The 22,604-nt window shown below is 42.4% G+C and carries 23 protein-coding genes; 20 read left to right on the top strand and 3 right to left on the bottom strand.

Annotation, left to right across the window (positions count from 1 at the left end):
• Nucleotides 1–146 precede the first annotated feature (146 nt).
• The gene (locus tag EKM61_RS03365) at nucleotides 147–956 is read right to left on the bottom strand and encodes an alpha/beta hydrolase (protein ID WP_068225727.1); all 810 of its coding nucleotides are present in this window, start codon (nucleotides 954–956) and stop codon (nucleotides 147–149) included.
• 154 nt (nucleotides 957–1,110) lie between these two features.
• On the opposite strand from EKM61_RS03365, the gene EKM61_RS03360 reads away from it, so the two are divergent.
• The 18 genes from EKM61_RS03360 (at nucleotide 1,111) to EKM61_RS03280 (ending at nucleotide 17,918) form a co-directional block, all read left to right on the top strand.
• A complete protein-coding gene (locus tag EKM61_RS03360) occupies nucleotides 1,111–1,998 on the top strand; it encodes an NAD(P)-dependent oxidoreductase (RefSeq protein WP_068225726.1) in 888 nt (295 codons plus the stop codon).
• A 23-nt stretch (nucleotides 1,999–2,021) separates the two neighbouring features.
• A complete protein-coding gene (locus EKM61_RS03355; protein WP_068225725.1) occupies nucleotides 2,022–2,600 on the top strand; it encodes a TetR/AcrR family transcriptional regulator in 579 nt (192 codons plus the stop codon).
• 123 nt (nucleotides 2,601–2,723) lie between these two features.
• The gene (gene asp1, locus EKM61_RS03350) at nucleotides 2,724–4,274 is read left to right on the top strand and encodes an accessory Sec system glycosyltransferase Asp1 (RefSeq protein ID WP_068225724.1); all 1,551 of its coding nucleotides are present in this window, start codon (nucleotides 2,724–2,726) and stop codon (nucleotides 4,272–4,274) included.
• Nucleotides 4,275–5,798, top strand: coding sequence for an accessory Sec system glycosyltransferase Asp1 (gene asp1, locus EKM61_RS03345; RefSeq protein WP_068225723.1), 1,524 nt, complete (start codon nucleotides 4,275–4,277; stop codon nucleotides 5,796–5,798). It abuts the gene before it with no gap.
• A 283-nt stretch (nucleotides 5,799–6,081) separates the two neighbouring features.
• Nucleotides 6,082–6,744, top strand: a complete 663-nt coding sequence (locus EKM61_RS03340) for a DUF190 domain-containing protein (RefSeq protein WP_068225722.1) — start codon at nucleotides 6,082–6,084, stop codon at nucleotides 6,742–6,744.
• Nucleotides 6,737–7,105: a fluoride efflux transporter FluC gene (locus EKM61_RS03335; RefSeq protein ID WP_068225721.1), complete on the top strand. Its 369-nt coding sequence runs from the start codon at nucleotides 6,737–6,739 to the stop codon at nucleotides 7,103–7,105. Before EKM61_RS03340 ends, EKM61_RS03335 begins: the two co-directional genes overlap by 8 nt.
• Before the next feature lie 144 nt (nucleotides 7,106–7,249).
• Complete coding sequence (locus EKM61_RS03330; protein ID WP_068225720.1) at nucleotides 7,250–7,606, top strand: fluoride efflux transporter FluC; 357 nt, start codon at nucleotides 7,250–7,252, stop codon at nucleotides 7,604–7,606.
• 712 nt (nucleotides 7,607–8,318) lie between these two features.
• Nucleotides 8,319–10,229 (top strand): heavy metal translocating P-type ATPase, encoded by a 1,911-nt coding sequence (locus EKM61_RS03325; RefSeq protein ID WP_068225719.1) that lies wholly within the window; start codon nucleotides 8,319–8,321, stop codon nucleotides 10,227–10,229.
• 93 nt (nucleotides 10,230–10,322) lie between these two features.
• Nucleotides 10,323–10,553: a heavy-metal-associated domain-containing protein gene (locus EKM61_RS03320; protein ID WP_068225718.1), complete on the top strand. Its 231-nt coding sequence runs from the start codon at nucleotides 10,323–10,325 to the stop codon at nucleotides 10,551–10,553.
• 15 nt (nucleotides 10,554–10,568) lie between these two features.
• Nucleotides 10,569–11,120 carry a ferritin-like domain-containing protein gene (locus EKM61_RS03315; RefSeq protein ID WP_068225717.1) on the top strand — a complete coding sequence of 184 codons (552 nt, stop codon included), beginning with the start codon at nucleotides 10,569–10,571 and terminating at the stop codon, nucleotides 11,118–11,120.
• Between the two features lie 153 nt (nucleotides 11,121–11,273).
• Nucleotides 11,274–11,945, top strand: coding sequence for a response regulator transcription factor (locus EKM61_RS03310; protein WP_068225716.1), 672 nt, complete (start codon nucleotides 11,274–11,276; stop codon nucleotides 11,943–11,945).
• Nucleotides 11,942–13,114 carry a HAMP domain-containing sensor histidine kinase gene (locus EKM61_RS03305; RefSeq protein ID WP_125636152.1) on the top strand — a complete coding sequence of 391 codons (1,173 nt, stop codon included), beginning with the start codon at nucleotides 11,942–11,944 and terminating at the stop codon, nucleotides 13,112–13,114. Before EKM61_RS03310 ends, EKM61_RS03305 begins: the two co-directional genes overlap by 4 nt.
• Before the next feature lie 9 nt (nucleotides 13,115–13,123).
• Entirely contained in the window at nucleotides 13,124–13,312 is a 189-nt protein-coding gene (locus tag EKM61_RS12345; protein ID WP_125636154.1) for a sensor histidine kinase, read from the top strand.
• Between the two features lie 97 nt (nucleotides 13,313–13,409).
• Nucleotides 13,410–14,480, top strand: a complete 1,071-nt coding sequence (locus EKM61_RS03295) for an FtsX-like permease family protein (RefSeq protein WP_068225714.1) — start codon at nucleotides 13,410–13,412, stop codon at nucleotides 14,478–14,480.
• Nucleotides 14,477–15,151 carry an ABC transporter ATP-binding protein gene (locus EKM61_RS03290; protein WP_068225713.1) on the top strand — a complete coding sequence of 225 codons (675 nt, stop codon included), beginning with the start codon at nucleotides 14,477–14,479 and terminating at the stop codon, nucleotides 15,149–15,151. Before EKM61_RS03295 ends, EKM61_RS03290 begins: the two co-directional genes overlap by 4 nt.
• A gap of 194 nt (nucleotides 15,152–15,345) precedes the next feature.
• On the top strand, nucleotides 15,346–15,480 hold the full coding sequence (locus tag EKM61_RS12275; RefSeq protein WP_257749635.1) for a hypothetical protein: 135 nt from the start codon (nucleotides 15,346–15,348) through the stop codon (nucleotides 15,478–15,480).
• A gap of 240 nt (nucleotides 15,481–15,720) precedes the next feature.
• Nucleotides 15,721–16,536 carry a Cof-type HAD-IIB family hydrolase gene (locus EKM61_RS03285; RefSeq protein ID WP_068225712.1) on the top strand — a complete coding sequence of 272 codons (816 nt, stop codon included), beginning with the start codon at nucleotides 15,721–15,723 and terminating at the stop codon, nucleotides 16,534–16,536.
• A gap of 143 nt (nucleotides 16,537–16,679) precedes the next feature.
• Nucleotides 16,680–17,918 (top strand): ISL3-like element IS1165 family transposase, encoded by a 1,239-nt coding sequence (locus EKM61_RS03280; protein ID WP_068377104.1) that lies wholly within the window; start codon nucleotides 16,680–16,682, stop codon nucleotides 17,916–17,918.
• Between the two features lie 257 nt (nucleotides 17,919–18,175).
• Here EKM61_RS03280 and EKM61_RS03270 read toward each other — a convergent pair whose 3' ends face one another.
• A complete protein-coding gene (locus tag EKM61_RS03270) occupies nucleotides 18,176–19,516 on the bottom strand; it encodes an Nramp family divalent metal transporter (protein WP_404802798.1) in 1,341 nt (446 codons plus the stop codon).
• A 385-nt stretch (nucleotides 19,517–19,901) separates the two neighbouring features.
• Here EKM61_RS03270 and EKM61_RS03265 point away from each other — a divergent pair, with 385 nt between their 5' ends.
• Nucleotides 19,902–20,423, top strand: coding sequence for a PadR family transcriptional regulator (locus tag EKM61_RS03265; protein WP_068225711.1), 522 nt, complete (start codon nucleotides 19,902–19,904; stop codon nucleotides 20,421–20,423).
• Between the two features lie 133 nt (nucleotides 20,424–20,556).
• Here EKM61_RS03265 and EKM61_RS03260 read toward each other — a convergent pair whose 3' ends face one another.
• Nucleotides 20,557–21,198, bottom strand: coding sequence for an SDR family oxidoreductase (locus EKM61_RS03260; protein WP_068225710.1), 642 nt, complete (start codon nucleotides 21,196–21,198; stop codon nucleotides 20,557–20,559).
• Between the two features lie 220 nt (nucleotides 21,199–21,418).
• Here EKM61_RS03260 and EKM61_RS03255 point away from each other — a divergent pair, with 220 nt between their 5' ends.
• The gene (locus tag EKM61_RS03255; RefSeq protein ID WP_068225709.1) at nucleotides 21,419–22,579 is read left to right on the top strand and encodes a pyridoxal phosphate-dependent aminotransferase; all 1,161 of its coding nucleotides are present in this window, start codon (nucleotides 21,419–21,421) and stop codon (nucleotides 22,577–22,579) included.
• Nucleotides 22,580–22,604 lie beyond the last annotated feature (25 nt).

Here is a 22,604-nt window from a genome sequence, read left to right as displayed (position 1 = left end):
AGCTAAATGGTTAAATTAATTAAAATATGCCCTGTGATACCAAGGGATCAGTCTGTCTTCATACTTTCAAGTTTCAGCTGTAAAAGTAAATTAATAAATTAAAGCGAAGTGCCGTGATTTCTAGGCACTTCGCTTTTTTGTTATTTTTAATCTAAAATATCATTCAACCATTCAGTGGCAAGTTCAAACCAATGACCAACGTGGGGATTAACCGTCTCACTATCATTACCCGTTTGTTGGTTGGCTAATGCAAGACCATGGGGACCGTGGCGGAAAAGGTGACTTTCAACTGAAACTTCGGCGGTCTTTAACGCCTCTACATAAGCGAGTGAATTAGCAGAAGGAACAACGTTATCATCCAAAGTTGTCCAAACAAAAGTTGGGGCGTTGGTGGCGGTCACTTGTTCGTCCGCGGCGATGAAGTCTGGATCGTCCGCCCACTTTTGAACGGTTGCGGCATCCTTTGGAAAACCGAGCTTAGGACTGACAACAGGATAGCCCATGATTGCGGCGTTAATTTTTAATTCATCGGCGCCAAAACCAGTTGCCTTAGTTAACCAAGCACTATCCCAATAATCATTATAAAGCCCAACAATATGGCCACCAACCGAGAAGCCAGCAATGACAATCTTGTCAGAATCAAGCTGCCATTCATCAGCGTTTTGGTGTAGTAGCTGGACGGCCTTAGCCAGTTCAATTAATGGTTGGGGCATTAACGGTTGGGCTTCATCCATAAAGGAATAACGAAGGTAAAAGCTCTGGAAGCCTTGGTTGGCGAAAGCCAGTGCCATTGTTTCGGTTTGTTCAACTGGAATATGCGTATAGGCGCCGCCCGGAATGATGATAATTGCTGGTAGTTTGGTCTGACCAGCAGCTGGATCAGGGGATTTTAATAATCCCTTCAAATAGGGACCGGCCATCCCTTTAGCCGTTAATGGTTTTTCAATAATCTGCATAAGCATCCTCCTTATCAAATTTGTTTCTAATCAATTCTAGTATGGGCCAACTAAGAAGAGAAGCAAGCACTTTACATTGTAAAATTTTAAAGTTCACAAAATCCAGTTAGTGGACTAAGCTAGTAGGGAGTACAACTGGAAAGAAGGCAAAAATATGGAAAAAATTGGTTTTGTGGGAACTGGTGTTATGGGTAGTGGCATCATCAATAACCTTTTGCAGGCAGGTTATCAGGTTGTTGTTTACAATCGGACAAAGGCACACGCAGCAGAGGTGCTTGCGGCTGGTGCAACCTGGGCGGACACACCAAAGGCCGTCGCACAGTCAAGTGATGTGACTTTCACAATGGTTGGTTTTCCGGCCGACGTTGAGGCAGTCTATTATGGTGCTGCTGGTATCTTTGCCGGTGCCAAGGCCAACCAGTTGTTAGTCGATATGACGACAAGTACGCCAACTTTAGCAAAAAAATTAGCGACGGATGGACAAGCGCAACAGTTTCAAGTAGCAGATGCGCCTGTTTCTGGTGGTGATATTGGTGCCAAAAATGGCACTTTGACCGTTATGGTTGGGGCTACGAAAGCGGCCTATGAACAAATGCAGCCAATTCTGAAAGCTTTTAGTCAACGCGTTAATTTATTTGGTGGACCTGGTTTGGGTCAGCACGCCAAGATGGCCAATCAGATTATGATTGCCGGCACGATGACTGGCTTGACCGAAATGTTAGTTTACGCACAGGCTGCTGGGCTTAACCTAACCGATGTTTTGGCCACCTTACATGCTGGTGGTGCTGACAATTGGAGTATGAATACGTACGCACCGCGAATCTTGCAGCACGATTATACGCCAGGCTTTTTTGCCAAACACTTCTTGAAGGATTTGCGAATTGCGCTGGATGAAGCCAAAAAGATGAAATTAGATTTGCCAGCAACCAAAACAGCTGCGCAACTATACGAGCAGTTAGTTGATCAAAAACAATTGGGCAATGACGGAACGCAGGCATTGATCAAACTCTGGTGGCCAGCTGGCGATCAGCCAACTAAATAACTAGGAGTAGTTTAGACTAAATTATGCGAATAAAAGACGATCAAAAACGCTTGGCTATTTTAAAAAGTGCAACTAATTTAATTGTAAAAAATGGATTGAGCAGTGTGACAACGGCCAAGGTTGCTAGGGCTGCGGGTCTTGTTCAGTCTAATTTGTATATTTATTTTTCTAGTAAGGAAGTTCTTCTAGCAACTGTTTTTAAAACAACGCAGGAACAGCTTGCCGATTATTTGCGGCAACAATTAACGGATGTTGAAACGCCGAAAGAACAGCTGGGAATTTATATGCGTGCGCTCTATCAATATAGTATTGAACATCCAGAACATGTTCAGTTGTTGCAACAATTTGCGGCCGATCCAATCTTACAGACACTGCCAGTACCAATTCAACAGCGGCAGGCCATTTTTAATGCCCCAACCGATTTTTTGGCGGCCGGTATCAAGGCAGGTGTTTTCCGTAAAACGGCTGCGTCAATTCTGCAAACCATGATTAGCACAACTTTATTGACTTACGCTCATGCAGTGACGGCTAAACAGTTAGATCCAGTCAAAGTACCATTAGAACAAATTTTAACGTTACTTAAGGCGGCCGTTTTAATTTAAAAGAGGCCTGAATTAATTAATGGATTGTGTTTAAATAGGTACTTTCCACCCACTGTTGTACAACCGGCTTTGAGCGTATAATAAAATTAAGTGGGATCTTAAGAACTGAGGAGGACTGACTAAATGTATTATTTTTTAAATGATAATATGCAAGCCCAAAAATCTGGTATTGAGCACGCCGAAATTAAGCGGTTAATGCTATTCAATAAAAATAACGTAGCTGCAAAAATTGTCACGCGTTCATTTGCGCTGGATCTTCATCAGGTACTGGCACAAGCGAATATTAGTACTGCTAATTTTATTAACTTATTTGATTTTTTTAATAACACTGAACAAGTGGATTATCAGCAGGTTACCGTGAATGATTTAAAATTGCCAGATAATTGTTCGTTGCAAAAAAATGGTCATGATTACGTTGTGACCCAACAGGATAAGCGCTTGATGATTATCACAACGCGCGAACCAGAGTTTACTGATCTTAAAAATATTCAGTATCTAGAACCTAATGGTAAAACTGTAAAAATGGTTTGGTACGATACGCGGGGCTTCATTAGTTTGGAGCAATATTTTGATTGGGATGGTAAGATTGCTAACGAACAATACCTTGGTCGCGATGGTGTGGCCCACATTCAAAAATTGCATTTACTAGATCGGCAGGGGAATGAACAAAATTCGTGGCGCGTTTTAAATTATCACGGCCAAGACTATTCTTTCAACGGCATGGCCGAGTTAACACGCTTTTTCTACGATGAGTTGAATCAAAGTGATGGCGGGCACAATGTTTTCATTTGTGATCGAACGGTTGAGCTAGCTTGGTCGTTGTTCCACATGGAAACAAAGGCCTTCAAAGTATTACACTTGCATAATGATCACGTTAATGATCCTAGCGATATGCAACATTCAACTTTGAATTCCAATTACGAACATGCCCTTAATAATTTGGGCCAGTGGAATGCGGTTATTTCAGCAACGCCACAGCAAACAACTGATATGGTGGCGCGTTTTGGTGAAAAGGTTCCTGAATTTACGATTCCAGTTGGGTTTGTCGCCAATGAAACACTGAACGAGCCCCACGTCGATTGGCAAACGCGCACCCCTCAAAAATTGGTTGAAGTTGCTCGTTTAGCACCAGAAAAACAGCAAGATCAAGCTATTAAGGTGTTCGAAAAAGTTCACCAGCATTATCCTAAGGCAACCTTGGAATTCTGGGGTTACAGTAACGGCGATACTGAAGAAAAATTACGCAAACAAGTGACTGAAGCTGGCTTGACGGACAGTGTTAAATTTATGGGCTATTCAGAAAATGTTAGTGAGATCTATAATAGTGCGCAAATTGGGTTACTACCAAGTCGGGCAGAAGGTTTCTCACTGATGTTATTGGAGGCACAGGCGCACGGGCTGCCGTTGATTGCCAACGATATTAAGTATGGTCCCGCTGATATTATTCAGGATCAGAAAACGGGAATTCTAACTAAAAATGATGATATCGACGGTTTGGCCGAGGCCATTCTCGATTTATTAAGTAATCCGGCAAAATTGATGAACTTTAGTGAGGCCGCCTACGATAATAGTCGGCGTTATTCAGAAGATGCAGTTATGGCTCAGTGGCAACTTTTAATTACTGAGGCTGATCGTTTTTACCAGCAGCAACAAACTGTCGCGGAGGTTGATTAAATGTATTACTTTCTAAATCAATATATTTTTGAACGCAACTCAGGTGTGGAACACGCCGAAATTAAGCGGGTTCAGCTATTTGACGCTAAAGGTGTTCCGGCAAAAATTGTTACGCGGGATTTTGATCGTTCGCAACACCGAACGATTAAGCAATTTGGGCTAACCGACGATGATTTGGTTAATATGTTCGACTATTTTCAAAACGCTGAGCACATTGATGAATCCGATTATAAAACGTTACACATTCAAGACCTACATTTGCCAGTTGATTATCAAATTGAACCAGGCGCCAATGTAAGTCACGTTCGTAGTGGCGATCATTTGGTAGAAGACGTTTGGTTTACGCCGGGAACGATTGGCCAATTGTATTACGTTAACTTTTTTGATGCTTCGGGGAATTTAAGTCAAACTGATTTATATGATTGGCGCGGCTTCAAGTCTGCGGAACAACTCTACGGGCAAGATGGCCAATTAATGGCGGAAAATCTGTATACACCAACTGGTAAGCGCGTCATGGAGCGCTATTACGTTAAGGATACGCAGGGCAATCCACTGAACACGTTGATTAGGCTCATTACTGATCAAGACGTAGCGCACTATTTTACTAATGTTGAAGATCTATTTACCTTCTTCCTCGATAAATTAAATCAGCAAACTGAGGAAACTAACACCTTTATCGCCGATCGACCAGGAGTTGCCAATCAACCGCTACTGGCGATGACAACTAAGGCGCGCAAATACATCTTCTTCCCAATTGCCCACGCAACTGAACCAGAAGATCAGCTGAATGCGCCATTAGATGGCTATTATCAAGTTCCGTTAAGCATGCAAGGCTTGGCAAAATTGGACGGTCTAATTACGATGACTAACCGGCAGCGTGGTGATTTAGAAATGCGCTTAAAACAGCCGCAAATGCCAATTATGGCAATTTCCGGTGGTGTTATTCCGGCTGAACAGGCCGCAAAGGCACCAATTATGATGGCCAAACGAACATCACACAAGCTCTTATTTGTTGGACGCTTGGGCTCAGAAAAGCGGGTTGATCAGCTTATTCGAGCGTTTAATTTAGTGCATAACGGTATGCCAGATGCAACGCTGGAACTACGGGGTTATGGTCCTAGTGAAACAATTGATGAGCTTAACGCTTTGATTAAGGAGCTTAATCTAACTGACGCAGTTAGCATTCCGGGCTACACGGCGGACTTAAACGATATTTATGATAGCGCCCAAGTCTTTGTCATTGCCAGTCGGATTGATGCCCAGCCTTTAGCCATGATCGAAGCCTTGAGCCATGGCTTACCAATTGTTAGTTATGATTTCAATTATGGACCCAATGAAATTATTGAAGATGGCGAAAATGGCTTTTTAATTGAAAATGGAAATATGTTTAGTATGGCCAATAGTATTATTGAGTTATTTAAGGATCCAAATAAATTACAGAAATTCAGTGAACAGGCCTATAGCAGCAGTTCACGCTTTTCTGAAGATACCGTTTGGCAGCAGTGGCAACAAATTGTCCAGTAGCACAGGCTTTTAGTGCACACTAGAATAATGATCGGAAATAGGAACCGCGATAACAAGCAATTTTGTCGTGGTTTCTTTTTTTTGTTCGATTTTCTATTTTCAGAAAACTAAATAACGAGTAGACTAATAGCAATTAGGAATGGTGCTTAACTGGCGGCCCAACTTTTGTAAAAAATGACCGCCAACAATAATTTTTAGTTATCAATATTTTTTGTTGTCTAATCAATATGCATTAGGAAAGTAAGTCTTTACATATATAAAAAAATAAAGGAGGCCTGAACAGATGGCGACAGGCTATTTATTACGAATCGTTTTTAATGAATTAGAGATGGATAGTGGACACCATACGTTGGCCCACCGTGTGCTACGTTACTTATGGGCGCAGCATGTTGCCGGGGTCACCATGCGCAAAGGCATGACCGGAATTGATCAACATAATAAACGGCATGAAAGCATTCTGGAGGATGAACCGTTTAATGATTTGCCGCTCATTATTGAGTCAGTTTTACCGGCGAAAATCTATCAGACTGTTGTACCAGGTGTTAATCGGATTATTGCAAACAAAGGACAAATTAGTGCGGCTAGTGGGCAGATTGGGAGTGAAATGATGCAAACTGAGGGACAACATTACGTTGTAAAATTATTTACTAAAGCCGATAATCAGTGGTTTAGAAAAGATCACTACGAAGATGTGCTTGATTTGTTGCAGAAACACCATGTCGGCTGGGCAACCGTTACCCGGGGAATTGCCGGTTACGGCAAGGATCATGAAATCCACCGACCAAAAGTTTTTTCGTTTAGTCATAACGAACCAATTGTTGTCGAGGCGATTGTTGCTCAAGTTGACTTGCAGCCACTATTAACGGCTATGGCTCCTTTGGCTACGGATGGTGTCTTGTTCACAACGGCAGTAGATTTAGTTAATGGCGGTGATGTGAATGGATAGTTTAGCGGTTGCTTTTTTCGCCTTTCTCGGTGGTGATCTGCGCTTTTTCCTAAGCTCAATCATCCCTAACCAGCATTTTCCAATTGCAACGGTATTAATTAATTTAACCGGCAGTTTTTTGCTGGCCTTTATCACAACTTACATTGCGGAACGCTGGCCCTTGCCCCATTGGCTTGTCGTTGGTATGAGTACGGGCTTTGTCGGTGCATTTACGACCTTTTCCGGTTTTAGTTTAGAAGAATTGACGTTACTAACGCGGCACCAACTGGGTCTAGGTGTAATCTATTTACTGACCTCATTAATCGGTGGTTTCTTATTGGCTAGTTTTGGAATGGCACTGGGACGAAAACTTTTAAATTAGCACGTATCGCAAAGGTACTTAGGTGTACTTTTAAACTAATTTTATTAGCAGCTTTCAATCAATTTAACACAATCACATTTGCAAAAAGTATTCGGTTCACGCGGCATAATTTTTTAGCCGTCGTTAAAAAAGGGGGAAGCGAAAATGGCATTTATGTTGGTTGGTTTAGGTGCGGCAATTGGAGCGGTAATCCGCTTTACAATCAGTAATTGGGTTAAACGAGTTGCAAATATTCGCTTCCCAATCGCAACGTTTGGGATTAATCTAGTTGGCAGCTTCTTAATCGGATTATTAAGCTTTAATCCGGCCACTTCAATTAATCACCTACTATTTAGTACTGGTGTTTTAGGTGGGCTCACCACCTTTTCAACTTTGATGAACGAGTTAGTCATCTTTCAACGAAGGGGACAGTGGTATTCATTGCTGCAGTACTTAATATTATCTACCGTGTTAGGTGTTGGGCTGGCCTACTTAGGTGTTTGGGTTGCTGGGTGGCTGTAGGTGAGTTCTTGACTAGTGCATTGTCAACCATAAAACTGTGGTTCCTATTCAATTGTGTACTAACTAAACAATTAAATTAATCAATAATCAGAGTTCAATCACTGCCAAGGTGAAATGGAGGCGCTGGCGTATCAGCCGTGTCGAAGGTACTTGATGACCGAATTGTGGTCATTTAGTACCTTGCGTGATTGACAAGATCCATTTTCTTTTCCGAATGGGTTTAATCGGAAAGAAAATTAGCTTGGCAACGCGCCACTGTCGCTCATTCTTAACAACTAATTTTAGCAAGTATTAATTACTAGAGCATATTCGCTAAACAGGACTTGTTTCCCGTTGTCGATTGGACTAAGCCGAAGTCCGGCAAGTCCAAGTCGCACGCGTTCCATACGCCAGCGCCGCAGTGTAACCTAACCAAATCTGCCCACGTGGAATTCAGTAGCCAAGCGGTCTAAGCATTATTTTTAGTAGCGATATATTAAATATGAGCGCTACATCCCATTAGCCGCGTTTGGCAAATACCTTTACTAGTATTTACCTAACTCATTTAGTGGAAACCTGTTTGAACTTCCCATCTAGGCATTGTTGTGCTTAAATTAACTGCTTTTAAATTATTTTGATCAAAACTTGATGGTGATCAAGTTAAACTGAACAAAACCTCAGTATACTAAAGTCATTCAATCGATAAGGGTATTTTATTAAAGGAGTGACTGAGATGAAGTTTGAACGTTTTATTCAGAAGAACACGAACAATATTACGATTGCAACGGCGATTTTAATTGCCATTGGTTTTATTGCAAATTGGCTAGGGTTGCACACATTGTATACGGTGGCGTTTATCATCGCTTCGATTATAGCGGCGGTGCCAATTATCATTCGCGCGTATGAATCTTTGCGCGTTAAGACGATCAGCATTGAATTACTAGTCAGTATTGCGGTAGTCGGTGCTTTCATCATTCAAGAGTACAATGAATCAGCAATTGTTACTTTTCTTTTCTTGTTTGGCGGCTTTCTAGAAGAGAAAACTTTGGCCAGAACGCGCCAGTCAATTAAATCGTTGACTGAAATGGCCCCAACCACTGCCTTAGTGGTTCAGGATGATGGGACAACGGTTGAGACGGACGTTGATGATGTTGACGAAGGTGATGTCGTCTTGGTTAAAACTGGCGCGCAAGTCCCAGTTGATGGCGATATTGTTGATGGTGCTGGCTATTTAAATGAGGCCAGTGTTACTGGTGAGTCAAAGCTAGTGACTAAACGGGAAAAGGATGCCGTTTTCTCTGGAACAATTCTCGATAACGGAACCTTACAGATTCGTGCCACTAAGGTTGGTGATGACACCACTTTTGCTAAAATTATTGAGTTAGTTGAGGATGCTCAGGACACCAAATCTCATGCCGAGAAATTTATTGATCGGTTTGCCACTTACTACACACCAGCAGTTATTTTAATTGCTTTAATCGTTGGTCTGATTTCCCGGGATTTTCGTTTGGCAATCACGGTTTTGGTTCTAGGTTGCCCTGGTGCTTTGGTTATCGGTGCGCCAGTTTCTAACGTTGCTGGGATCGGTAATGGTGCCAAAAATGGTGTTTTGATTAAAGGTGGCGAGGTTGTGGATACCTTCGCCAAAGTGGATACATTAGTCTTTGACAAAACGGGAACCTTGACTAAGGGAACAACTGAAGTTTCTGCGGTCAAGAACTACGCGGCCGATGCCAAGCAGGTGTCCGCGCTCGTTGCTAAAATCGAGAGTCTTTCGGATCATCCGTTAGGTAAGGCAATCACTGATTACGCAACTAATAAACAAATCGATTTTGATAAATTGGCCGTCACTAATAGCACGACAGTCAAGGGACAAGGGGTTAGCGCCACAGTTTCTGATCACCAGTTGTTAGTCGGCAATCAAAAAATGATGACTGCTAATCAGGTTGAATTAACCACCTCACAGTTGGCTGACTTACACCAATTACAATCTGAAGGCAGCTCGACAGTGATTGTGGCAGTCGATCAGGTCATTCAGCAGATTATCGGTGTCTCGGATGTTGTCCGGGACAATGTGCGGCCAGCCTTGGCGCAGTTAAAGCAAATGGGGATTAAACATTTGGTTATGCTGACAGGGGACAATCAGATTACTGCTAATTACGTTGCTGAGCAATTAGGAATTGATGAAGTTCACGCCAATTTATTGCCTGAGGATAAAGTGAAATTTGTTAAACAGTTTAAGGCTGCCGGCCGAACAGTTGCTTTCATCGGTGATGGGATCAATGATAGTCCTTCAATTGCAACCGCCGATATTGGCATTGCCATGGGCGGTGGCACGGATGTCGCCGTTGAAACGTCCGATATTGTGTTAATGCGTTCCAGCTTTGCCGAACTAGTGCACGCGTATGGCTTGGCCAAAAAGACAGTTTTAAATACTCGCGAGAACATCGTCATTGCCATTGGGACCGTTGTTTTCTTACTCATTGGTTTGATCTTCGGTTATATTTACATGGCTAGTGGGATGTTTGTTCATGAAGCCAGTATCTTAGTGGTTATTTTTAACGCAATGCGCCTGATTCAGTACCGACCGCGCAGCTCTAAGCAACAAACAGCTACCAAACAATCAGAAGTATCCCACGCCTAATTAAAAGCAAAAACTTGATTTCAATCAATTTTTTTATAAAGCAGGCGTTCTATACTATAGATAATCAAATAAAGAAGAAATGAGGTTTTCACTATGGCAAAAGCAATTATGCAATTAGATGGTTTAACTTGCCCGTCATGTATGCAAAAAATTGAAGGGGCATTAAAGAAACAAACTGGTGTTGAGAACGTTAAAGTTTTATTTAACGCTAGTAAAGTAAAGACGGATTTTGATGAAAGTCAAACAACGGCCGAAGATTTGGCCGCAGTCGTAAATCGCCTGGGCTATGAAGTGCAAAGCCTCAAGGTTAAACAACCTAAATAACTGGAGGAAACAACAATGGCAGAACTAACAATCGATGAAAAATTTGAACAGGAATTAAAGCAAGCAGATATTGATCACCACACACCAACTGCTGGTGCCATGACGGGCCATATTTTGTCCAATTTGGTTATTCAGGCTAGTAAATTACAGCAGGCCGCGTGGTACGTTAAAGGGCCCGAACGTTTTTCATTGGTCCCTAAGTTCACTGAATTATTGGCCCAAAGCCAACAGTTAAGCAGTGAATTAGGTCACCTTTTGTTAGACGAAGGGGAAGTACCACCATCCACAACTGCTGATTATCAAAAGTACAGTATGCTAGAAGAATCCGGCAAGAATAAATATTTCACAGCAACGGCCATTGTCGACGCTACTGTGCATGACTACGATACGGAAAATTTATTTATCGATCGCGCAATTAAATTGGCTGAAAAAGAAGAACGACCGGCGTTGGCCGCCTTTCTAGTCAAATTGCGTGGCATTAATAATCATAATATCCGTGACCTTCAATTCTATCTTGGTAACGACGCACGAACTGGCCTGGATGAAGAAGACGATGACGACGATTAAATATCCGCGCTAATTAGTCAGATAGATACCAGCAAAAGTATTTTACAAACACTTTCTAAGGAGTTGTGCCAACTTATGGTGCAACTCTTTTTTGTCCGCTTGACTTACTTTTTGGTTACGCTTTTAATTAACGTAACGAGTGGGGGGACATTTATGCAGCAAATTTTAATTGCGGACGACAATACCGATTTGCGACGTTTAGTGCGTAATCAGCTAGCGGCAGCAGGCTTTGACACAATTGAGGCCAGCGATGGCCAACAGGCGGTTACGTTGGCTGAACAGTATGATGTTGTTCTGGTAATTTTAGATATCATGATGCCTAAGCTGGATGGCGTTGCGGCCTGCGCGGCGATTAAACGTGCGAAAGATTTACCGGTGATTATGCTAACGGCTAAAAGTGATATTTTTGATAAGCAAAAGGGTTTTGCGGCTGGCTGTGATGATTATTTAACCAAACCATTTGATGAGCGGGAATTGTTATTTCGGGTTCAGGCTTTATTGCGCCGTTACCATAATTTACTGGCCAATGTGATTGAGATTGGCAAAATCCGTTTGAGCCGGCAACAATATTCTTTAGAAGTGGCCGGGGAAGAACTTTATTTGCCACTGAAGGAATTCGAGTTGTTATACCAATTGGCGGCACGACCACAACAAATATTTCCCCGGGAAACTCTGATCCAGCACATCTGGGGCACTGATTACGACGGAAGTGACCGAACGGTTGACGTGCACATCAAGCGTCTCCGTAGTCATTTGCCAGCCAATAGTGGCATCGAGATTAAAACAATGCGGGGCGTTGGCTATAGCTTGGAGGTTACGGTATGAAAGCTTCGTTGTACCGTAAAAGTGTCCTAGTGATCGTGATCATTGTTGCCAGCAGTCTCTTCCTCGCTTTTTTAGGTGCAAATCACTATTATCACCAGCGATTACAACCGGCCAATGATAATAAAATGACGGCAATTACTAAGAAGGTTGGTCGTTTTTACCAACAGTTACCAATCAAACAGCGGCAAACGTATTTACAAACCATTGCCAAAAGTGGTTACCAGATTGCAGTAATTGACCGTAATGGTAAAACTGATTTTTACGGGCGCCAATTCCGGCAGAAAAATTTCCCGGGAAATAAACGACAATCCATTTTTGCCGGGCAAACGTACCACGGAATTCGGGCCTTTCGTAAAGGAATCTTGGTTACGGGCTTTTTTGACAGTGATATTACGGATACGATTGGTGTTCGGCTGAATCGACAGCAGGCGCTATTATTGCGAACGGACCCAAATGTTCAATTTGGCGAATTACGGGTTTACTTTACGGTGCTGAGTGTTTTAGCGGTTATTCTGGCCTTAGTGTTACTTTTTATTGCGCTGCGAATGCTAGTGCGGCCGATCTTACGGTTAACTAAGGCAACGGAAAAAATTGCGGCGGGAGATTACCAAAAGCCAGAAATTAAAGTATCTTCCCGGGATGAACTGGGGCGGCTAATTGTGGCATTTAAAAAAATGACGGCCGCACTAGCCCAGGTAGAAGCATCGCGAAATCAGTTTGTTGCTGACGTTTCACACGATCTTCAGTCGCCGTTAACCGCGTTAAATGGTTACGCTAAGGAATTACAGCAATCCGATTTACCAGCAGCCACCCGGGCAGAGTACCTCCAAATCATTCAACAGGAAACTGAGCGTTTATCTTCGCTAACCAAACAACTGCTTTTACTGGCTTCAGTTAGTCAGGAACAAGTTTTAACGCAAAAAGAATCAATTCAAGTGGCGGAACAGTTGCGCCAAGTGATTCAAACATTTTTATTTCAATTAGACGAAAAGGACTTACTAGTGAGCACACATTTAGTTGAAGCCATTGTGCTAGGGAACGCCGATCTTTTGTTTCAGGTTTGGCAAAATTTGTTAACCAACGCCATTCGTTACGCACCAGTGGGCAGTACTATTTCAATCACGCAACAAGTAAAAGCAGAAACGCTTCAAGTCGAAATAAGTAATTAAGGAGCACAAATTCCGCCAGCTATTCAGGCACATTTATTTGATCGTTTTTATCGGGCCGATCAAACTCGTGGGACGACCCATAGCGGATTGGGTCTGGCAATCGCCCAGGAAATTGTCACAATACATGGCGGTCAAATTTCCGTTAAATCAACGCCTGAAGTAACTTCTTTTTGTGTTTCGTTACCTTTAAAGCGGTAAGCTCAATTAAAATACGCTTTGTAATCACTTGTTCATATTCAGTTCATACTTCCTCTTTATAGTAATCTTATCAATACAAAAAGAGGAGTAGATGCAGATGTTTTTAGCATTACGTGATTTGCGCCACGCTAAACTGAAATTTGGGCTAATCAGTCTGATTATCTTTTTAATCGTCTTTTTAGTTCTTTTCATTACTGGACTAGCCGCTGGATTGGCTAGTGACAATGGCGCTGCAATTTCTGAAAGTCCGGCAAGTGGCTATGTTTTACAAAAGGGAGCAGAAAATCGTTTTAGTCGTTCAACTTTGACGAAGACTAAGGCGCAGCAGCTTGCTAAGAAATTTAAGCAGGCAACACCGTTAACGATTCAGCAAGGAACGATTCAAAGGGCAAAAGACGCCGCTAAAAAAACGGATATGGCCTATTTTGTGGTTAAACAAGGAAGTTTTATCGCGCCAAAAAGTGTTAGTGGCCAGACCCTAAATACTACTGGCGTGGTTGTTAGTGATAAATTAAAGGCTTCCGGCTATCGTTTGGGCCAAAAATTCAAGGACAGTCAAAGTGGTGTGACGTTAAAAATTATTGGTTTCACCACGGCGATGACCTATTCCCACACGCCGGTTGTTTACGTGACACCCAATCAATGGCAAAAAATGATGCCGCAAGAAACGCAAACTGTCAGTGCATTGGCGGTTAAACAAACAACAACCACCAAGCCTAAATTGGCCGGAGCAAACTTAGTGTCGAAAGAAGCAATTATTCAAAACGTGCCGGGATATTCGGCCGAGCAAGGTTCTTTAGATATGATGATTGCCTTTCTTTACATTATTTCCGTCGTTGTTCTGGCCGTTTTCTTCTACGTCATTACGATTCAAAAGATCCGCGAATTTGGCGTTTTAAAGGCTTTAGGAACCAAAACGAGTTATCTGGCACGTTATTTGATCGGTGAAATTGGTGTTGTTGCACTCTTAGCAGTCATCATTGCCGATATTGTTGTTGCGGCCCTAGCACAGGTGATGCCAGCAGCGATGCCGTTCATTATTTCCGGCCAGATTATACTAACGACGAGCCTGATCTTTGTTGTCGTTGCTGTTTTAAGTGCGGTGGTGTCACTGGTTAAGGTTGCCCGAGTAGATCCGAATACAGCGATTGGAGGTGCTGGCGAATGACTGAAACATTGAAATTGACCAACGTCGTTAAGTATTATCAAGATGGGGACGCACGGATTGAAGTATTACGGGAAGTTTCCTTGGCCGTTAAGCCTGGAGAATTTGCAGCAGTGGTAGGACCTAGTGGTGCCGGTAAAAGTACTTTTCTATCCATCGCCGGTGCGCTTTTACGGCCAAGTGAAGGTCAAGTTTATCTGGCGGGGCAAGAAATTACTCAATTATCGCAAAAACAGTGGACCAAAATACGTTTGGAACAAATTGGTTTTATTTTCCAAAATTCAGAGCTAATTCCTTACCTGACGGTTATGGATCAATTACGCTACATGAGTGTGTTAGCAAAGCGAAAGGGGCAGGAACAACGTGCTCAGGACTTGCTGACTCACCTTGAATTAGCCAATCGATTGCAACAATATCCAGCTGCCTTATCTGGTGGTGAGCGGCAGCGGGTGGCAATTGCCCGGGCGCTAATGAATGATCCCCAACTTATTTTGGCCGATGAACCAACTGCTAGTTTGGATTCAAAACGTGGTCGTGAGGTTGTGACGATGTTACGCGATGAAGTTCACGCAAATCATAAGGCGGCCGTCATGGTCACCCACGATGAACGTGTGCTGGATTTGGTTGATACCGTTTATCAAATTGAAGATGGTGTTTTGAAGAAAAAGGACTAAAGTGTGTTTGAAAATGGCCAGCAGAGGGCTTAACTAGATACTGCCTACTCGCGGATTCCACGTAATTTTGACTGTAAATAAAATAAGAATTTAATTTTAAGTTGTCAAAGCCGAATTAAATTGATATGATAGGAGCAGTTATTGTCTTGCTAATAGTGAGGTAGTTTAGAAGATTGTGAGAGGAGGGTTGCAGAATGGCACAAAATAACCATACTGGTGTCGGTAATAACCGCCGCCCAACAAACCATAAGAACCGTGATAAAAAGGCTAAAAGCACAAAAGCTGTTTTGGACTTCTTAAAAGAACGGGAAGCACAAGAAAGCAAATAAGTACGTTAGATGTCTATCTTTTTGGGTGGGCATTTTTTATTTTTTACTTATTTGTAATCGCTTTAATAATACTGGTTAAAGAAATAGTTTGGGTGGTAACATAAAATAGCCCTTAGAGAATTTAGGAGGAGCCATGTTTCGAGTACGCGTAGTTCGCGCAAGGAGAATGGACATCCTCCGTAACTAAGATTTTACGGTGCTAACGTAAAATAATCCTTAAAACATTTAGGAGGAGCTTTCTTGATTAAATTAATTGCAACTGATATTGATGGCACATTTTTAAATGATCAAAACGAGTATCCTGTCGAACGTTTTAATCAACAATTAAAGCAAATGCAACAGTTTGGTATTCATTTCGTCGTGGCGAGTGGCAATCAATACCACCATTTACAAGATATTTTTAAAGAAAAATCGCCGGTTAACACCTTTATTTCCGAAAATGGTGGCCTTATTATGCACCGTAATCAAGTGATCGATGCTGAACCATTGCCACAGCCACAACTAACGATGGTTCTCCAGCGTTTAACGCATGATCCTGCGTTCGCGGATAGTTCGATTAATTTATCTGGCCGTAATGGTAACTACATGGAAAAGGGCGACCGTCTAAGCGATGATCCGGAGATGCAGTATTACTTCAGTAATATCAAATTTGTTTCAGATCTGGCCGCCGTTCAAGATGAAATATATAAGGTAAATTTGATTAGTGAACACGCCAAGGTAGCACCGAACGCCCGGTATTTAAAGCAGATTTTGCCGACTGAGTTTCAGGCAACACCAAGTGGCTTTGGCAGTATTGATATTATTCCGACGGTGGTTAATAAAGGAACGGCGCTGGCGTTGTTAGAAGACTATTGGCAGCTGAATCCTAATCAGGTGATGGCCTTTGGTGATAATCTAAATGATGCGGAAATGTTGCAGCATGCTCACTACGGCTATGCGATGAAAAATGCGCGGCCAGAGTTAAAGGCACAGGCTAGTTTTGTGACTAATTTGGATAATAATTCCGCGGGAGTATTTGATGTCATTGATCAAGTTTTAACGCAGGTAAATGAATAAAAAAATGGGTCTAGAATTTTTGGTGTTGGAAAGTATTTCCATTCCAAAAGTACTAGGCCCTTTTTGATAACAAAAAAAGCATCTAAGCCTCCCTAGTGCTATGCTTTAAGCGACGAAACTCAAGATAAGCGGGGTAGGAATAGATGTCTCAACTAGATAATACACTTAAATTACTGGGAATTACAGACACAAACATTCAGGTGTTCGGTACTCGTGAGGAATTTAATGGTCGGGGCTCGGGTCGCAAAAAGTATTTGGTCATCCAGGCAGAGCTTACCTACACACTCAGGCGCTGTCCCAGCTGTGGATACAATACGTTGCACCCTAACGGACACAAGCTCACTCATGTCCACATTTCAGGACCCATGGACCGGCCCGTAATTCTAGAGCTAAACAAGCAACGCTGGCGTTGTAGTAACTGCCATAGCACTTGTACGGCCACCACTCCAGTGGTATCAACCAACCACGCCATCGGTCACGGACTAGCGACTCATGTGCTGAAGCTAGCCAGTAAATCACTCCCGGCTAAGACTATCGCCAGTCTCACCGGTATTTCGACAAACTCAGTTCAGCGTATTTTGACGGCTAATATTCATCCACACGCGAGCCGCCGGTTACCGATTAATCTATGCTTTGATGAATTCCGTTCCACGCACGGCTCCATGTCGTTTATTTGCATTGACGCCGACACTCACAAATCAGTTAAAGTACTTAGCGACCGCCTTAATAGAACCATCAAACAGTTCTTTCTTAGTCAGTACAGCACCGCAGAACGGGCCGCGGTTCAACGCGTCATCATGGACATGAACGCCTCCTATCAGGCATTCGTGCACGAACTATTCCCTAACGCCGAACTCATTATTGATCGGTTCCACATTATTCAATTAATGGGCCGGACGATGGATACCATTCGCACTCAATGTTTAAAGCAACTCGACAAGCATTCGCGGGAATATAAAGTACTGAAATCACTATGGCGCCTATTCCACAAGGCCACCCCTGACGCACAAAAGAGCCGCTACCTCTTCGGCCTGAATGAGTACTCGACCGAACAGAACGCTATTGATATTGGAACCGATACGTTTCCGGCCTTCAAAACAGCTTATGAAACCTACATCGATCTCCACGATGCTTTGATGGGGCGTCACGCTGATGAACTCAAGAATATCATCACTAACTATCAGCCTAACGGCACGCCCCTAGATACGGCCATACATACCCTACGAAAGAATCTTAATGGAGTAATTAATGCCGCCAAATCGTCCTACTCTAACGGACCGATAGAAGGCATCAACCGTAAGATCAAGGAGCTCAAACGTGCTTGTTATGGCTTCTCCAATCAGGCCAATATGTTCACACGCGTCTACCAGCTGATTGCCTAGATTATCTACCACAATAACGTCACGATGGTAGGCTTATTTGTTATGCCTTCAAGTACGATATTCAGACGACACACCAGATTAAACGCCGCAACTAATAAAAAAACAAAAAAGATCTCCCACACGAGGAGATCTCCAAAGGATAGAAACTATCCTTCAACACCATTTGACAAAGAGCCAAAAAAATGGGGTTACGACAAAAGTGAATTCTGCCGTAACCTCATTTTTTAGTGGTGCTTATTATTATCAAATTTCAAATGTTAAGCCACAACGCCAAGTGTTTGAAGGATTAAATAAATGTTTAGAACAATCAGGACAACAGCGATTATCCAAGCGGTCCATTTAACCCAGGGGCGGTTGGCGAAGGGTCCCATTAGTTCTTTATTACTGGTGAACATAACTAGGGGAACCATCGCAAACGGTAGCGCAACACTAAGGAAAACCTGCGAGAAAGTCAGGAGGTTTTCAATTTTGGCCTCATTACCATGATAGTAAATGGCAAAGATTAAAACTGGCGTAATTGAAAGTAGCCGGGTGATTAAACGTTGTGCCCAAAGTGGCATCTTCAAATGAATGAAGCCTTCCATAATGATTTGCCCTGAGAGTGTACCAGTAATCGTTGAACTTTGACCAGAAGATAGCAGCGCAACAGCGAATAGCATGCTGAGCACAGGACTGGCAATTGCACCAACGATTTTTTTATCACCAAGTGCGTGGTATAGATCAACGAAGCGTCCGAGATCACTGTGTGTGCCATAGAATAAAGCAGCGCCAAGGATTAAGAGCAAACAGTTAACAACGAAAGCGACGGTTAGCTGAATATTTGAATCAGCAACCGTGAAACGAATTGATTTAGCAACGTGTTTTTCGTTTTTGCGGTCAATGTGCCGTGTTTGCGAAATTGACGAACCAAGGTATAAGTTATGGGGCATAACTGTCGCTCCAACAATACCAAGTGCTAAATACAACATTGATTTATTCGTTACAATCTGGGTGGTCGGGATAAAGCCGCGGAAGATTTCTGGGACGTTTGGCTGAGCCAGAATAACTTCATATAAGAAAACAAAGAGAATAACTGCAACTAATGTCGCAACAATGGCTTCGATTTTGCGGAAGCCCATTTTCATTAATAATAGCAAGATTAAAACGTCAAAACCGGTGATGATAATACCGACGATCAGCGGAAAGCCAAAGAGTAATTCGATAGCAATCGCTGACCCAATGATCTCCGCAATATCAGTCGCCATAATGGCTAACTCAGTAATGATCCAAAGTATGATTCCGACTGGTTTTGAAGTTCGCTCACGGGTTAATTGCGCAAGATCGCGCCCAGTTACAATGCCTAACCGAGCGGCCATTGCCTGTAACAACATCGCAATTAAACTAGAAAGTAAAATGACGCTGATCAATACGTACTTGAATTGTGCACCACCGGCGATTGATGTAATCCAGTTACCGGGATCCATATAACCAACGGCGACTAGCGCACCAGGCCCTGTGTAAGCGAGTAAGGTTCGCCAGTAACCTGCATTTTCAGGAACGTCAATACTCCCGTTAACCTCAGATAAAGACTGCTGATTTGAACTAGTCGAATCAAAAATCTTTTCGTGTTTCTTCGGTTCAGTTGATGCCGATTTTTCTTTATTTTTCAAAATGTTTCCCTCTTTTCTATTGGCTTAGAATTGAGTGCCTTCTCCTAGGCCTTCAATCGAAAGTAAGCAATTGATTACTCACTTACTGCGACTATTATCATAAGCTTTTTTTGAAAAAAGTCAATAGTTATTGGATTAAAGTTAACCATACCTAAGTTTTTTTTAAAGGATTACAGTTTAATATCAACGAAGCGAATTCAAGCTTGTGTTTAGGTTTGATTAAACTTAACATAGACTTTACACATAGGTCGTGTTTGGAAAGGCAGATTCCTGTGGCCAATCCTTGGAATCTAAACACTTTGCCAAACGCTTCCGGCTTAAGGAGTTGTGAAAAATGATTAAGTTATTAATCTTGGGTCTACTGGCCCAAAATGGTATTAGTTACCCGTACGAATTATTGCAGTTAGTTAAGAAGCGCCACTACGATGCGTTTATTACAGTAACAAAGGGTTCGTTTTATTACAACGTAGATGCATTAGAGGCAGCAGGTGATATCGAAGTTGTTGCTTACTCACCGACTAAAAATGCCTTTGTCAGCAAAACAAGTTACCAGATTACAGCACAGGGTAAACAAACCTTTGCGGCCTTAAGCGTCCAGTATTTGAAACAACCAGACAAGGGCCAATCACCATCAAAGGTTGGTTTGCTATTTGCCGACCAAATTGAACCAACTGTTTTGCAAGCGGCACTAACGCAACATATTAGTCAGTTGAAGGCCGATTGTTTAGTACTAGCAGTCGCAATCAAGGAGGCACCAACAGCTGGTTTGGCCGCGGAGCTGTTAACACACAAATTGCAGGTGCAACAGGCAGAAATCAATTGGTACCAGAACGTAAAAGAAAAAAGCAATCGGTAAATTTAAGTATCTAAAGGCTAACAAACAATACTAAGCATCATTTTAGCCGATTAAAAAGGACAAGTATAGAAAAAGGGTTCAACCGTGATCTACTTTTTGGTTGAACTCTTTTTTGAATTAACTAAATTAAATTTTAATACCAAGCAGGTTTGGCACCATCGGTATTTGCTTTGTTAACGCCAATTGAGTGGTGAACTTCTTGCGTTGGGTCTTGGGTTAATTTAACGACAAGGTCGGCAATGCTCTTCCGGGATACCTCAGTACCTTTAAATGGCTCACCTTTTTGAGTTAATTCATAGTCGATTTCGTCTGTATTAGTTAACCAGGCTGGGCGAACGATTGTGTAATCTAGATCGGAAGCTTCGATGACTTTGGCTGCGGCAGCGTAGGTTTCGAGGTAACCACCGTCAAGCATTTGGTGGTTCCATTGGCCGAATTTACCCGGAACTTCATCGTAAATACCGAGTGTCGAAATCCAAATTAGCCGTTTAATGTTAGCGGCATCCATTGCCTTAACGACACTTTTGGCCTGAGCTTCAATATTGGCGCCAGCAAGGTTGGCGTAAACAACGTCTTGTCCTTTTACGGCCGCAGTCAATTTGGCTTCATCAATGGTATCACCGTCGATCAGCTTTTCCCGTTGCTCATCAGTGGCCGTTAAACGGTTGGCACGACGCAAATAAAGGGTTAACTTGTCATCAGTACGATCTAAAAATAATTGGGTTGCTAAACGTGCAATTTTACCTGCGGCACCTAAAATTAAAACGTTGCTCATAAAAAAACTTCCCTTCAATTTGATTTCAAATTAACTGTAATACTAAAAGTTACATTATGCAACTGAAGACACTTTTTAACTTATTCAAATAATAGTTGTCGCTGCTGCACAAAAAGTTTACGTAGTTTCTGACATTCCGATTAATAATGGAATAAATGAAAAATTTCTGCTGAACAGGTATAATTAAATTAGAATTAGCTTTGAAAGTGGGGAGAAAATTTTGCGCGAAGATTTTAATGAAGTGGTCAAGTCAATTGCAGTTTCAGATATTCGCCAGTTTGATAATGAAGTTAGCCAGATTCCAGGAATGTTGAAACTAACTTTAGGTGAACCAGATTTTAATACGCCTGAACACGTTAAGCAGGCTGGAATTAAGGCAATTGAAAATAATGAATCCCATTATACGCCTAATCCAGGCACACCAGAATTACGCCAGGCAGCCGCTGAATACTATAATGCTAAATTTAAATTAAATTATTCAGGCGAAAATGTGATTACAACGGTGGGGGCAACTGAAGGCATTGCGGCTGCATTACAGACCTTATTGAATCCAGATGATGTTGTCTTGATTCCAACACCAATTTTTCCAATTTATATACCCGATACCCAGCTCAATCACGCTACACCTGTTTTCATTGATACTAGTGCAGATGGTTTTGTTTTAACGCCGCAGCGTCTGGAAGCAGCGATTCAGGCTCAGGGCGACAAAACCGTTAAGGCGTTAGTTTTAAATTATCCAAGTAATCCGACTGGCGTTACTTATAGTTCAGCCGAGTTAGCAGGGCTAGCCAAGGTAATTAAGGCCCACCAACTTTGGGTGCTGAGTGATGAGATTTATGGCGAATTATCTTATTCTGAACCACACACATCACTGGCCAGCTATATTCCTGATCAAGTTATTATGGTGAACGGCCTTTCTAAATCACACGCCATGACCGGCTGGCGCTTAGGCTTTGTGCTGGCGCCAACGAATTTTGTTGAACAGATGGTTAAGGCACACCAGTACATGGTAACAGCGCCGACGACAATGGTGCAGGCAGCAGCTTTAGAGGCCGTTAAACATGGCCAGAGTGATAGTGCCATTATGGCTGTAGAGTATAAGAAGCGGCGTGATTATTTGATCTCTGCGTTGCAACCGTTGGGCTTTAAAATGGCACGACCAGATGGCGCCTTTTATTTATTTGCTAAAATTCCCGCTAATTGTCCGCAAAAGTCCTGGGATTTTGTTCGTGATTTGGCCAAAACTGAAAAGTTAGCACTAATTCCCGGAATTTCCTTTGGTCCTGGTGGGGAAGGCTACGTTCGAATTAGTTACGCTGCTAGTATGGAAAATCTACAAAAAGCAGTTACTAAGCTACAGGCCTACGTGGGAAAACACTAGTAAAAGTGGGTTGTAGGTTGGCACA

Source organism: Loigolactobacillus backii, from assembly GCF_003946275.1.
In the GTDB taxonomy this organism is placed as follows: Bacteria; Bacillota; Bacilli; order Lactobacillales; family Lactobacillaceae; genus Loigolactobacillus; species Loigolactobacillus backii.
This window is presented reverse-complemented; position numbering and strand designations above follow the sequence as displayed.